Source organism: Negadavirga shengliensis, from assembly GCF_042652345.1.
Classification (GTDB): Bacteria; Bacteroidota; Bacteroidia; order Cytophagales; family Cyclobacteriaceae; genus Negadavirga; species Negadavirga shengliensis.
In genome coordinates this window covers 116,669-129,480 of sequence record NZ_JBHSJJ010000016.1, presented here as the reverse complement: position 1 = coordinate 129,480, position 12,812 = coordinate 116,669, and the positions used below count along the sequence as shown (strand labels likewise).

The following is a 12,812-nucleotide window of genomic DNA, read 5'->3' as shown; positions in this document are numbered from 1 at the left end:
TTGTAAAAAAGCCGTTCCCGAAAGTGTCCGGGACGGGCTATTCCGAGGCGTCAGGAGTGGTCTGTGGGGTGGGGCCGCGGCAATCCCCTTACGAAAGGAGACTATCGCACCCTTTTCAAGCCTACCGTTCTCCTAAAAGGGCTCGTAGTGACGAACTTTTTCGTCATCGCGAGAAGCGGCAACCTTTCGGTTTAATTGATGGAGACCTTGCCCGCGACGAAGCGATCTCATAAAGGAAGGGTGAAGGGATTGCTTCTCCGCCGCGGCGGAGAAGCAATGACGGGCGGGTTTTCCCGTCATCGCGAGGAGCAGTACCCGGTCGTCAGGTTTATTGTATCGCTGTCTGCGCCGAAGCGATCCCTTGACGGTTGCATACAAGAGGAGACTGCCTTCCCGGTTGGCGGGGATAAACTCTTACCGATGACATGTTGTGCAATAGGCTGTTATTCAACTGGTTGAAAAACAATGATTTTGGTGATTTTGGACAGCCATACCGGCTGCGCATGGAGGAACCGTCATCCCGATTGGGGCATTTTCTGAATGTTAAGCCCCGCAGCGACATTGACGGCTTTTTTAGATGTTCTTACTCCGAACTCACATTAATAATAGGGTGTTCGCTTTTATCAATGATACTTTGCTTCAAGCACTTCAAAATTCGCCCAGTTCCAATCCCCATCATCCATTTTCCATGTAGCACGGCATTTGCTGGGAATGATGATGCCGTCAAATTCTTTGGTGTCAATTACCTCTACCTGCCATTCTCTCAAAACAAATTTATCACCGGCATCCATGTAGCGGAGCGCTGTGAATTTTTTTAGGTTTCCAAGGGGATCAAAATGAAACACGCCACTGCCTTTGGTCCCCTGGAATTCCATGGTCGCTTTTGCACTGACGTCATCAACCGGCTCCCAGGAGATTTCCGGGCACAGGGCGGCGGAAGGATACCAGGCGATTTCTCCCAAAAAACGCTGCAAAGCACTTTGGTTGATCTCGGTGTCCGGAGTAGCCCTGGCGATGGGAACAAGCGAAAACATTTTGAACATCATGGACCCTTCGCCACCCTGAAAGGAATCCCTCCCTTTAACAGGGAGAAAGAGAAGCACCCTCATTTCCAAAGACCACAAAAACGCCGGCGGCTGTATGGTGGAATATTGGGTGGCTCTGGCGCTAAACCATTTTGTTTGATCTTCCCTTAATTTTATCTCATACTTCTGTTTCATTTCAACAGATTGAATATAAGGTTTGCCTACAGCCCCTGAAAGCCTCAGCCATCGTAGGACAGGGTCCGGTAGGTTTTTTATATCCTCTTCGGTTACTAATTGCACGGAATCAGCGGGAATGAAAGTAGTCATCCTATCCCGTATTCTCGAATTTGATTTTTCGAAGAAGTGATCTGCGATGCTCACGACGGCAACGAATAGAATAATCAAAGTGGGGATAGTGCCATACTTGGCAGCGGGCCATTGTGTCAAAATCAGTGTCTGAGAAGCACCCACTCCAGCCAAGGCAAAAAGCCACCAATATTCATACTTCAGGAAATACAAAAAACAGGTTAGCAGTAATATCATACTGGTTGCAAGCCATAAAACCCCATGGGTTTTTGACAGCGGAAGGCTAAGATCAGGCAGATTTATTGACCCAAATGCATGTAGGGCGCCAATAAAATGAATCAATGCGTGAATAAGGATGATAATGATAAAGGCGAATGCCATGGTTTACAACGGTTTTGATCTCAGGCAAATTAATACCATTTACCGCTGCTTTTCAGTAACAGCAATCATAACCAATTGACGATTTATGTTGGCAAATTTTATTTTGCCTTCCCCAAATCGCCCTTCTCAAGGCACATATTTGTGGGAGGAAAATTGAAAATGACGGCCCTATAATCTGTGTGAAAAAACTATCAATGACGTCAAACTAAGCTATCTGGCTTACGCCCGTTTTTCCCTTTATATTCGGAAAGAAAATAGAGAAGAAAAAACACCAGACAGGCCGCTGCAGCGCTCAATGACATAATCAACGCAAGTTTTTCCATAAGCCATTTGATTTTTTATGTGGATGAATAAAAAGGGGGATTTCCCAAAATATCCCAAAAAAAAATTCAGCAATTTAAATACCACTTGGCATACGAGGTGACTTTTTGTCATGTTACAACATGTCTTTGAGAAACCGGTAAAGTTTATGGACAGGAAGCCCCATTACATTATAATATGAGCCTTCAATTTTCTCAACCCCTATATAGCCTATCCATTCCTGTATGCCATATGCTCCCGCTTTGTCCATAGGTTTATAATTCTCCACATAATAATCTATTTCCTCTTCTTCCAGATGATTAAAGTATACGTCGGTGATGTCGTCAAAAACATTTTTTTTGAAGGCATCCATTAAACATACTCCCGTCATGACTTCATGCTTTTTGGAAGATAACTGCCGCAACATTCTTTTTGCTTCATGGTGATCAGCAGGCTTATTCAGTATTTTTCCATCCACAATCACAACGGTATCGGCGGTAATTAAAATATCTTCCGGTCCGATAAGGTGTTTTAACGCATCTGCCTTTTTTTCGGCCAAATAGCTGGCTATTTTTCCACATGGCATGTCTTCAGGATAATGTTCATCAGTATGCATGGTTTTTACCGTGTATTTTAAACCCAGTCCTGTTAGTAATTCCTGTCTCCTGGGAGATTTTGAGGCCAGGATGATGTTTTTATGTTTCGTCAGTATCATTGGAATACTTCATAAGGAAATTCAAAGTCCGATTCATTGATGGAGGAAAAGACCAATCCGGTCACCAATTTTGGGTAAAAATAAGTAGACTTAGGAGGCAAAGTGTGACCGCTTTTGCACACCTTAATAACTTGTTCCATAGGGATTTCTCCTACCAACACGGCCAGTTGGGCATCGCCTTCTTTAACTTCTGAGAGGCATCTGTTGGTATTTCTTTCATATTCGATCAATGGGGAGGTAAATTGCTTATCCATCGGGATACCCAAAACTTTGTCTATAAAATAAAGGTGTAGAATATTTACATCTACATTTTTAATCACCTCAGGGGTTGAATGTTCGTGATGGAGGATCTCCGGTAAAAACACTAACCTGTATGCACGGTTTTTAAATATCAAACCAAAGGTATGGCGTTTGTTTTGTACGCAATCCTCAAGTTCGTGGGCTTCATCCACTTCTTTGATCTGAAAGTACCTGTTTGCCGTGTTAAGTATTTCCTGATCAGAAATCCCCAATTTTCGGACTAACCTGTGAGTAGGCAATATTCTTATTCCCTCGGATTTGGCACTGCACAGATGCATGAGGTGATAATTAAACCCTTCTTTTCCACTGTAATTTTCGTTTTGTTGCCTCTTGGCCTTCTTGTGGGCCAACGCACTGCCATACCGATGGTGCCCATCGGCAAGAATGATCTGCTTTCCTTTAATATATCGAATGATTTTTCGGATCACTTTGGCATCGTGAATAAGCCCCATAACTTCTCTTACTCCTTGGTAATCTTCTACATCGTAAATAGGGTCAGCGATGGCATCATCCAGGAATCCGCTGATTTCATTTTCATCATCCAAATACAGACCAAAGGTTGGGCTGGCCTGGAAACAGGACTTTTCAAGAATGTTTTTTCGGTCATCCAAGGCATTCTGAATGGTGTTCTCGTGTCTCAGAATCACCTTATCTTCCCAGTCGTACAACCGTATATGTGCGACAAATCCCTTTCTGCAAATGGTTTTCCCAGCTCCCGGGAGCTTAAAATATTGATAATAGACATAAAAGCCAGGCACAGGGTCCTGGATAATCGTTTGGCTGGATTTCCATTTTCCAAGGGTCCTGCGTATCAGGTCTCCCGCGTCCGAGCCATCGGGAACTGAAAGATGGATGCTGTTAAAAGGATTTTGATAAAGTTTGCGTCTTTGGGATAAAGATACCACGTCAAAAAGTGGGGATAGAAGGCTTTCCATGTTTTTTTGGAACCTTTCATGGTACCGCCATCCTCTAAATGGTAATATTTCAGCCATTGTACTTTCTTTTTTTCCAATCAGATTTTTTTCTGATATTTCTATAAGGAGCATTGCTGGGGTTGACTTGTTGATATTCAACGGCACCAAACGCCGCCAGTATCTCCATTTCCTCTCCCGTAAACCTGTTTTCGAGTATTTTTGGACTGAAATGCACATCCACAAAATGGGTATTGAATTTCCCCGATTGGAATTCAGGATGGCCAATCACCATGCGGCAAAATGCCAAGGTGTTTTTTATTCCGGAAATATGGTACTCATCGATGGCTCTCTGCATCCTCCTGATGGCGGCGTTCCGGTCGAAGGCGTGGACGATGAGTTTTGCTACCATCGGATCATAATGGATGGGGATTTCCATCCCCTCTTCATATCCATCATCCACCCTGACACCGGGACCTTTGGGGGGAATGTAGGTTTGGAGTTTGCCGGTATCCGGCAGAAAATTGTTTTCAGGATCTTCAGCGTATACCCTTATTTCTATGGCATGTCCCCTTATGGAGAGGTCTTTCTGGGCGAAGGAAAGCGGCTGGCCTTCTGCAATTCTAATTTGTTCGCGTACCAGATCAACGCCGGTAATCATCTCTGTTACAGGATGCTCAACCTGCAATCTGGTATTCATTTCCAGAAAATAAAAGTTCAGCCTTTCATCAACGATGAATTCCACTGTGCCCGCCCCGTAATATCCGCATGCCTTGGCTGCCTTAATGGCGGATTCTCCCATTTTTTTTCTCAATCCGTCATCAATTACGGGAGACGGAGCTTCTTCTATTACCTTTTGGTGTCTCCTCTGAATGGAACATTCCCTTTCAAAAAGGTGAACGACATTTCCATGGTGGTCTCCAAGCACCTGTACTTCAATATGTTTTGGGGAGAGAATGTATTTTTCGATGAATACAGATGCATCACCAAAGGCGGATCTTGCTTCCCCCATGGCCCGCTGCATCTGTTCTTCTAATTGCGATTCGTCTTCGACGATTCTCATGCCTTTTCCACCTCCCCCGGCACTTGCTTTTATCAGTATGGGATATCCGGTCTTTCCTGCGATTATTTTGGCCTCGTCCAGGTCTGTTACGGCCTTTTCCGTACCGGGCACCAGTGGAATTCCATATTGGGCTGCTGCTTTTTTAGCCTCAAGCTTGCTTCCCATGATGGCTATGGATTGGGGAGAAGGGCCAATAAAGACCAATCCCGCCTGCTTCACTTTTTCTGCAAAAAGGGCATTTTCCGAAAGGAACCCATAGCCGGGATGGATAGCATCAGCCCCTAGCTCCAACGCTGTCTCAATGATCTTGTCCATATTCAAATAGGACTGGCTTGAAGGAGCCGGACCGATACAGACAGCTTCATCAGCAAACCGAACATGGGGGGCATATACATCGGCTTCACTATAGACGGCAACGGTGCTTATTCCCATTTCCCTGGCTGTACGCATGACGCGGAGACTGATTTCTCCACGGTTAGCCACTAAAATTTTATTGATTTTCACAGCGGGGATATTTACAAAAACGACGAATGACTTGTTACGAATTAAACAAATAATACTGAACTAATGAAAGAAAAACTGAAAAGTAGGCGGATTTTTGCGATAGCGTCTAAAAAATATTAGTTTTGGGGGTTTTAAATAAAGCTATAACAGATTGTTGTTTAACAGTAAAGTTTAAAGACATTGGATATATTCGACAAACTAAACACAAATCTCGGCCCTTTAGGTAAGCATTCAGAGTTGTCAGAAGGGTATTTTATGTTTCCAAAGCTGGAGGGAGAGATTGCTCCCCGGATGAGATTTAAAGGGAAAGAAGTGTTGACCTGGAGTCTTAACAACTATCTGGGTTTGGCCAACCATCCCGAAATCAGACAAGCAGATGAAGAAGCTGCCAAAAGGTGGGGTGCAGCCTATCCAATGGGAGCAAGAATGATGTCAGGCAATACAGATCTGCACGAGAAGCTTGAGCAGGAGCTTGCAGATTTTGTAGGCAAAGAAAAAGCCTACTTGTTGAATTACGGCTATCAAGGGGTGATGAGTGTCATTGATTCGCTTGTTGACAGGAAGGATGTAATTGTCTATGACGGGGAATGTCATGCCTGTATCATTGATGCGCTCAGGATGCATATCGGTAAGCGCTTCGTTTATCCCCATAATGATATGGAGAGTCTGGAAAAGCAACTTCAACGGGCTGAAAGAATCACCAAAGAGACCGGCGGGGGTATTTTGGTGATCACTGAAGGGGTTTTTGGGATGACCGGAAATATGGGCAATCTCAGGGAAATCGTAAAATTAAAGAAGAAACATGAATTCAGACTCCTGGTGGACGATGCCCACGGCTTTGGTACTATGGGTAAAACCGGAGCGGGCACAGGAGAGGCACAAGGGGTTCAGGATCAAGTTGATCTGTATTTTTCTACCTTTGCCAAATCAATGGCCAGCATTGGCGCGTTTATTGCAGGCAACGCCAAAGTGGTTCATTATTTGAAATATAACATGAGATCACAGATTTTTGCCAAGTCGCTTCCCATGATCATGGTGGAAGGTGGCTTAAAGAGGTTGGAAATGCTCAGGACCAGGCCGGAACTGAAAGACAACCTTTGGAATGTGGTCAACGCCCTGCAAAACGGGTTAAAGGAAAAAGGGTTCAGCATTGGGACCACGACCTCTCCGGTGACGCCGGTGGTGTTGAACGGAACAGTAGGGGAGGCGGCTACACTCAGTAAAGACCTGAGGGAAAATTACAATATTTTCTGTTCTGTGGTCATCTATCCTGTGGTTCCCAAAGGGATGATTATTCTCCGGCTTATACCTACGGCAGTACATACTTTGGAGGATGTAAGACAGACTATCTCGGCGTTTGAAGCCATAAAAGATAAATTAGTGAGCGGATATTATAAGACAACCGAGTTGGCCACTTCCTTTGGGGAATAAAAGTCTTAAAAAAAGCGGCCAAACTGTATTATTTTAAACATTTTAACTATATTGAATCAAAAATTAATCTTATCATCAACCAAATTAACTTTTAATTATGAACAGATTTAGTGAAATCAAAGACCTTATCATGTCACTTGAAGCTGATTTTGAAAAATTCTACGACAAAAACAATCAGGCAGCTGGAACCAGGGTTAGAAAAGGCATGCAGGAATTGAAAAACTTGGCTCAAGATATCAGAAAAGAAGTTCAGGATATCAAAAATGCTGAGTCCAAGTAAGAAAAAAGGGAAAAGCCGCGGCTTTTCCCTTTTTTCTCTTTCTCATACAAATTCGATTGACTCACCCCATATGGGCAGAATACAGCTGTGACGGGATTTTTTCAGCAGCTGCAATTATTCTGTTTTTAAGAGATGCGGAAGCATTCATTAATGGCAGCCGCACTTGTTCTCTACACAACCCCATGTAGCTCATTAGAAATTTGACCCCTACGGGGTTGCTTTCTTCATACATCAGGGGATTGATTTCCAACAAACTGAACGTGCTGTTTCTGGACTCTGTGTCGGTACCGTTGATGATAGATGCCATGATCCGGGGATAGGCGTTGGCGATCACGGAAATCACCCCTTCCGCGCCAATGGCCCTCATGGCTGTGGTCATCAGATCATCTCCTGATATCAGCAGAAAATCGTCTGGTTTGCGATGGGCGATCTGCATACATTGTTCCAGATTTCCGCTCGCTTCTTTCATCCCTATGATATTGGGATGCTTGGCCAGTTCCAGTGTTGTTTCGGCAAGCATGTTGGACATTGTCCTTCCAGGTACATTATAAAGAATCACCGGAACAGGACAAACATCCGCTATGGCCTCATAATGGGCGATGATCCCTCCCTGGCTCGGTTTATTGTAATAAGGACTGACAGAAAGTATACCTTCCACACCGGTAAAATCCGTTTGGTGAATTGTATCTATTACTTCTTGGGTGTTGTTTCCTCCTATGCCGAATACTATCGGCAGCCTGCCTTTGTTTGTTTTTTTTACGAAAGCCAGGACTTCTTTCTTTTCTTCTTTGGTCAAAACGGCGGTTTCACCGGTAGTTCCCTGAACGACCAGGTAATTGACCCCACCTTGAATGACATGCTCAATGACCCTTTCCAAAGCAGGGTAATCTACGGAACCGCTTTCCTGAAAAGGAGTAACCAACGCAACACCGGCTCCTTTGAATTTTTTCATTTTCAGTTGATCTGCTTTAAGTATTTCAATAATTGTTCTGTATCTGACCTGGTATCCTTGCCTTCTTTATCTAACATCAGGTCCAGATAAGGTTTCAGCTCCTCACTATAAAACCCTATACGGTATGGTTCCGGCTTAAGATGCAATAAGTACAGGGCAAAGTAATTCTGTTTTTCAAAAGTAAAAATAATCAAATCTGGGCTAAGGGAAAGAAATTGGTTTAATTTTTCTCCCGGTTCGCCAAACAAAGTGAAATCCTTGTCCGATATGGCTTGTTCATCATTTGCTGTTTTGTCGAAGTACCAACTGGAAACAAGCACACTTTCTCCCATGTAGGAAGTAATTGCTTCGTTGATTTCGTGAATTTCATTTTTTGTTTCTGCAAGAACACAGATGGTTTTTATATGTTGGAATTGTGTCAAAGCTCTTTTGGCAGGTGTTTCCCTTTTTTTGTTTAAGGTCCTCTTAATAAAGTATTCCTTAATCCATTTCATTTATTTTCAGCTTGTTTTTTGGGAATAATGGCATCCGGCATTATTTGTTTTCAGGAAATCATTTGAAGAAACTCTTTTTCAGATATGAGCTTTATACCTAATTTTTGCGCTTTTTCCTTCTTGGAAGGCCCCATATCCTCGCCTTCGATGATGAAATCCAAGTTTTTTGATACGGATTTGGAATATATGCCTCCATGAGACTGCACAAAATCAATGATTTCATCCCGCTTAAAATGATTGAGTTTGCCTGATGCCAGTATTTTCTTGCCCTCAAGTTTTGTGCTTTCCAGGGTTTTTGGTTCATCTTTTGTTTCAAACTGAAGGCCGTGGGATTTCAAGCGATCGATGATTTCCAGGTTTTGCTTTTGAGAAAAATATTGTTTGATGCTGCTTACCAAAGTTTCACCGACACCGTTTATTTCGAGTAGTTCTTCATCGGAGGCCAACCTGAGCCTGTCAATGGTTTTGAAGTGGTCGGCCAGTAATAAAGCCGTGTTTTCCCCGATGTTCCTGATTCCCAGGGCAAACAGAACCTTGGGGAAGGGCTGGTTTTTGGAGGCTTCGATCCCATCCATCATGTTTTTTATCACCCCGGCCTGAAACGTGCTGCCTTTCAGCTTTTTGGCTTTGTTGATGAACTCATCTTCAAATTTTAACCCACTGTTTACCAGGATATCATGTACGGTATTCTTGCTCCGGAAAATGTTTTTCAATTCATCCGTTAAAGTCTCTTCAACGGCCCCCATGGCTGCGAAAACAACGGGAACCGGAACATAGTCCTCTATGGCATCAAATGCACTTTCTTTCAGTATGCTAACGAATATTTCAACCCGCTTTTGGTTTTCACGAACTTTTTTTCCTGATTCCTGAATGAAATCCTGAAAGCGGTGGAGTTTGTCCATTTGTGCCACTTCCTCATGCGCTTCCAGAAAATTTTCAATTTCTTTTTGGGAAATGCCCTCTGTGAGCGCATAAAGTGCCTTTTTTAATAAAATGAAAAGGAAACCTTCGCTGCACCTGGTATATTGATCGTCGGTAACTTCCAATCCCAGCAGGTCCGCTTCTCTTTGAGGTAAATCATAGAGGTCGGCGGCCGTGCTTACATAGCCATGGTTAATGAGGGCCCGTATCCTTTCTGTACCCAATGAATCAATATCCAAAGCTCTCTTCGATACAAAATGTTCGATCCTGCCCAATACCTGAGGTGGGCATTGGTCTGCATTGGGACAAAAATGTTTTGCCTCGCCTTCTTTGCGCTCCAGCAGCGTGCCGCATTCCGGGCAGTGGGTGATATACGTGATGGGCTTGCTTCCTGCTTTCCTCTCATCCAAAACCACACTGGTTATTTTAGGGATGATTTCGCCACCCTTTTCTACCAGTACCTGATCCCCTTCATGGATGTCCAACCTTTCAATTTCATTGGCATTGTGCAGAGAAGCTCTTTTTACCGTAGTTCCTGCCAGACTTACCGGAGAGAGGTTGGCTACAGGAGTAATGGCTCCGGTTCGCCCCACCTGGTAAGTGATGGATAAAAGCCCCGTCATGGCACTTTCAGCTTGGTACTTGTAAGCAATGGCCCACCTTGGGATTTTGGCAGTATAACCCAACTCATCCTGCTGTTCATAATCATTGACCTTCAAAACCACACCATCTGTATCCACCGGCATCCTGAATCGCTTCTCTCTCCATTCGTCTATATAAGCCAAAACAGCAGTAATATCCCGACATTTCTTATAAGTGGGAGAAACATTAAATCCCCATTTTTCCAAGCGGGAAATGGCCTCATACTGTTTACTGACGCCGATATCGCTCCCCAGCAGTTGATAAAAATAGCAGTTAAGCCTTCTTTTGGCCACGATGGTGGAATCCTGCATTTTTAAAGTGCCGGAAGCCGCATTTCTCGGATTAGCCAGAGGAGGGTCCCCATTTTCCAGCCGCTGTTTATTGATTTTATCAAATTCCTTTCTTGGTAAGAACACTTCCCCCCGTACTTCAAAATGTTCCGGTATGTCCTTTCCGGTTACCGATAGGGGAATATTCCGGATGGTTTTTACATTTTCTGTCACCACGTCTCCTCTATACCCATCGCCCCGGGTCACCGCCCTGACAAGCTTTCCGTTTTCATAAACAAGGCTGATGGCCACCCCGTCAAACTTCAGCTCACAGAAATAACTGTAATTCCGGTGACCGAGCCCTTTGGCTACCCTTTCATCAAAAGCTTTTAACTCCTCCTCTGAATAAGTATTTCCCAAGGAAAGCATTCTCACAGAATGCTCTGCGGTTTCAAAAATCTTTGTGACGGTGCCCCCGACACGTTGGGAAGGACTGTCCTCTGACAAAAACTCGGGATAATGCTGTTCCAGGGATATCAATTCTTCCAACAGCTGGTCGAACTCAAAGTCACTGATTTCAGAAGTATCCTCTTGGTAATAGAGGTAATTATAGTAATTGATTTGTTGGGTAAGGTCGGCAATTCTTTTCTTTGCCTCTTCTCTTGATAAGTTATCCATGTAAAAAAGGAAAAGGGGTTCTTCTAACCAAATGTACTATTTTTGGGGAAATTATGAAGCAGTATTTTTTTCAAGCTGTCAAAAAAAACATATTCCAGGAAATATGACGGTCATTATTCGGCGCCTTCATCAGTAAATGCTTTTGAGATTTCTTCTTCCGTCATCCTTAATTTTTGCTTGCAGCTTTTTATAAGCAGGCTGGCCTCCTGGACCAAAACAGCCAGTTCATCGATACCTTTATCATCTTCTTCCAACTGGGCGACGATTTCCTCAATTCGCCTCAAGGCCTTGTCATAACTCATTATTTCCTTCTTTTTTGTCATAATTTTCAACTTCTGTAATGGATGAATGTATTTTTTTGTCCCAACTATAGGTTACCATCTGCTTTCCTACTTTTGCCTCTACCTTGTTAATAGGTAGTCCGTCGATTTCGGTTTTGGTGTAGCCCCTACGTAACAGATAAACAGGATCCAGTCTCTCAGTAATCTTTTCCAACTGACCCAAACGCTGTTTTTCTCTTTGCACAGACGATATGGCAATTTTCCGGAGGCTGATGGCCATATTTTGAAGATGGAGCCTGTTCACGGAAACCTTGTGTTTGCTATGGAGAAGGATCCGGTGAGAAAGCCGGTCAAGTCTTTGGCCGGCTTCATTAAGTTTGGAGGCCAGCAGGTTTTTTATCAAGTGGGTTTTGTCGTAAAGCCTTTGATGTTCACTTTGAAAGGTTAACCTGCAGATCCTTTCAATTCTATTGAGGAGCAAATGGATGTCTTCTTCAAACTGCCTGAAGCCTGAAAGAATAAGTTCTGCCACTGCCGTGGGGGTTTTCATTTGGGTATGGGCTACAATATCCGCTACAGACTCATCCCGCTCGTGACCAATGCCTGTAACCACGGGAAGGGCCGCATTGGCGATGGTCCTGGCCAGTTCATAATCATCAAAGCAATCCAGATCGGTTTGTGCCCCTCCGCCTCTGATAATGACCAGAAGGTCAAATTTTTCATCCGGCATATCCGCTTCCACTGCCTCTATAGCATTCATTACAGAAGTGGGCGCGTCATTTCCCTGCATGGTGGCCTGGTAAAGTTTCCAATGAACCTGGTATCCATAATGATTGTGTTCCACTTGGTTAATAAAATCCCCGTATCCGGCTGCTGTTACCGAACTGATCACGGCCACCTTTTGAGGTACTCTTGGCAACTCAAACTGCTTGTTCAGGGTCATCAGGCCTTCGCTATGGAGTCTATCTATGATTTCCTGTTTTCGTTTGGCTCGCTCGCCCAAGGTAAAGTTGGGGTCGATGTCTTTTATAATAAGGCTTATGCCATAAATTTCGTGAAACTGGACATTGACAAGGGCGAGGATTTTCATGCCGCTTTTCAAGGATTGGCCGGTGACGGTCTCAAACTTCCAGCGCAATGTCTGGTAGGTATATGCCCATATATTGGCCCGCATTTTGGCCATGATCCTGTCATCGGTTTTTTCAACCAGTTCCAGGTAAGCGTGACCCTTTATGGAGTCCCTGAATTCGCTGATTTCAGCAATCACCCAATAAGCAGGGGACAAGTTGCTGTCCAAAGTTGATTTGATAAGCTCATTCAGGGATAAAAGTGTTATCGGGTTTTGCATGGTGCAAATTA

Annotated in this window: 12 protein-coding genes; 2 read left to right on the top strand and 10 right to left on the bottom strand. The window is 43.8% G+C overall.

All coding sequences use genetic code 11. The features are described 5' to 3' along the window. Window positions 1-623: 623 nt before the first annotated feature. The 5 genes from ACFPFU_RS21375 to ACFPFU_RS21355 form a co-directional block, all read right to left on the bottom strand. A complete protein-coding gene (locus ACFPFU_RS21375) occupies window positions 624-1,568 on the bottom strand; it encodes a DUF6544 family protein (protein ID WP_377067952.1) in 945 nt (314 codons plus the stop codon). A 344-nt stretch (window positions 1,569-1,912) separates the two neighbouring features. Beyond that, complete coding sequence (locus ACFPFU_RS21370; RefSeq protein ID WP_377067950.1) at window positions 1,913-2,035, bottom strand: hypothetical protein; 123 nt, start codon at window positions 2,033-2,035, stop codon at window positions 1,913-1,915. A gap of 113 nt (window positions 2,036-2,148) precedes the next feature. Then, window positions 2,149-2,727: a Maf family nucleotide pyrophosphatase gene (locus tag ACFPFU_RS21365; protein ID WP_377067948.1), complete on the bottom strand. Its 579-nt coding sequence runs from the start codon at window positions 2,725-2,727 to the stop codon at window positions 2,149-2,151. Then, the gene (locus tag ACFPFU_RS21360; RefSeq protein WP_377067946.1) at window positions 2,724-4,019 is read right to left on the bottom strand and encodes a DUF1015 domain-containing protein; all 1,296 of its coding nucleotides are present in this window, start codon (window positions 4,017-4,019) and stop codon (window positions 2,724-2,726) included. Before ACFPFU_RS21360 ends, ACFPFU_RS21365 begins: the two co-directional genes overlap by 4 nt. Then, window positions 4,012-5,451: an acetyl-CoA carboxylase biotin carboxylase subunit gene (locus ACFPFU_RS21355; RefSeq protein ID WP_377068000.1), complete on the bottom strand. Its 1,440-nt coding sequence runs from the start codon at window positions 5,449-5,451 to the stop codon at window positions 4,012-4,014. Before ACFPFU_RS21355 ends, ACFPFU_RS21360 begins: the two co-directional genes overlap by 8 nt. Before the next feature lie 234 nt (window positions 5,452-5,685). On the opposite strand from ACFPFU_RS21355, the gene ACFPFU_RS21350 reads away from it, so the two are divergent. Together ACFPFU_RS21350 and ACFPFU_RS21345 are read left to right on the top strand one after the other, a co-directional pair. Then, complete coding sequence (locus ACFPFU_RS21350; protein WP_377067944.1) at window positions 5,686-6,936, top strand: aminotransferase class I/II-fold pyridoxal phosphate-dependent enzyme; 1,251 nt, start codon at window positions 5,686-5,688, stop codon at window positions 6,934-6,936. A gap of 97 nt (window positions 6,937-7,033) precedes the next feature. Next, window positions 7,034-7,216, top strand: a complete 183-nt coding sequence (locus tag ACFPFU_RS21345) for a histone H1 (protein WP_377067942.1) — start codon at window positions 7,034-7,036, stop codon at window positions 7,214-7,216. 61 nt (window positions 7,217-7,277) lie between these two features. Here ACFPFU_RS21345 and dapA read toward each other — a convergent pair whose 3' ends face one another. The 5 genes from dapA to xseA form a co-directional block, all read right to left on the bottom strand. Beyond that, window positions 7,278-8,168, bottom strand: a complete 891-nt coding sequence (gene dapA / locus ACFPFU_RS21340; protein ID WP_377067940.1) for a 4-hydroxy-tetrahydrodipicolinate synthase — start codon at window positions 8,166-8,168, stop codon at window positions 7,278-7,280. Window positions 8,169-8,170: 2 nt separating this feature from the next. Next, window positions 8,171-8,662: a DUF6913 domain-containing protein gene (locus ACFPFU_RS21335; protein WP_377067938.1), complete on the bottom strand. Its 492-nt coding sequence runs from the start codon at window positions 8,660-8,662 to the stop codon at window positions 8,171-8,173. A gap of 50 nt (window positions 8,663-8,712) precedes the next feature. Beyond that, window positions 8,713-11,172, bottom strand: coding sequence for an NAD-dependent DNA ligase LigA (ligA, locus tag ACFPFU_RS21330; protein ID WP_377067936.1), 2,460 nt, complete (start codon window positions 11,170-11,172; stop codon window positions 8,713-8,715). Window positions 11,173-11,285: 113 nt separating this feature from the next. Beyond that, the gene (xseB, locus tag ACFPFU_RS21325; protein ID WP_377067934.1) at window positions 11,286-11,474 is read right to left on the bottom strand and encodes an exodeoxyribonuclease VII small subunit; all 189 of its coding nucleotides are present in this window, start codon (window positions 11,472-11,474) and stop codon (window positions 11,286-11,288) included. Then, complete coding sequence (xseA, locus tag ACFPFU_RS21320) at window positions 11,464-12,801, bottom strand: exodeoxyribonuclease VII large subunit (RefSeq protein WP_377067932.1); 1,338 nt, start codon at window positions 12,799-12,801, stop codon at window positions 11,464-11,466. Before xseA ends, xseB begins: the two co-directional genes overlap by 11 nt. Window positions 12,802-12,812: the final 11 nt, after the last annotated feature.

What these genes read in the sequence shown, in the direction of transcription:
- ACFPFU_RS21375 (WP_377067952.1), bottom strand. Translation starts at nt 1,568, where the DNA reads ATGATATTACTGCTAACCTGTTTTTTGTATTTCCTGAAGTATGAATAT.
- ACFPFU_RS21370 (WP_377067950.1), bottom strand. Translation starts at nt 2,035, where the DNA reads ATGGAAAAACTTGCGTTGATTATGTCATTGAGCGCTGCAGCGGCCTGT.
- ACFPFU_RS21365 (WP_377067948.1), bottom strand. Translation starts at nt 2,727, where the DNA reads ATGATACTGACGAAACATAAAAACATCATCCTGGCCTCAAAATCTCCC.
- ACFPFU_RS21360 (WP_377067946.1), bottom strand. Translation starts at nt 4,019, where the DNA reads ATGGCTGAAATATTACCATTTAGAGGATGGCGGTACCATGAAAGGTTC.
- ACFPFU_RS21355 (WP_377068000.1), bottom strand. Translation starts at nt 5,451, where the DNA reads ATGCGTACAGCCAGGGAAATGGGAATAAGCACCGTTGCCGTCTATAGT.
- ACFPFU_RS21345 (WP_377067942.1), top strand. Translation starts at nt 7,034, where the DNA reads ATGAACAGATTTAGTGAAATCAAAGACCTTATCATGTCACTTGAAGCT.
- dapA (WP_377067940.1), bottom strand. Translation starts at nt 8,168, where the DNA reads ATGAAAAAATTCAAAGGAGCCGGTGTTGCGTTGGTTACTCCTTTTCAG.
- ACFPFU_RS21335 (WP_377067938.1), bottom strand. Translation starts at nt 8,662, where the DNA reads ATGAAATGGATTAAGGAATACTTTATTAAGAGGACCTTAAACAAAAAA.
- ligA (WP_377067936.1), bottom strand. Translation starts at nt 11,172, where the DNA reads ATGGATAACTTATCAAGAGAAGAGGCAAAGAAAAGAATTGCCGACCTT.
- xseB (WP_377067934.1), bottom strand. Translation starts at nt 11,474, where the DNA reads ATGAGTTATGACAAGGCCTTGAGGCGAATTGAGGAAATCGTCGCCCAG.
- xseA (WP_377067932.1), bottom strand. Translation starts at nt 12,801, where the DNA reads ATGCAAAACCCGATAACACTTTTATCCCTGAATGAGCTTATCAAATCA.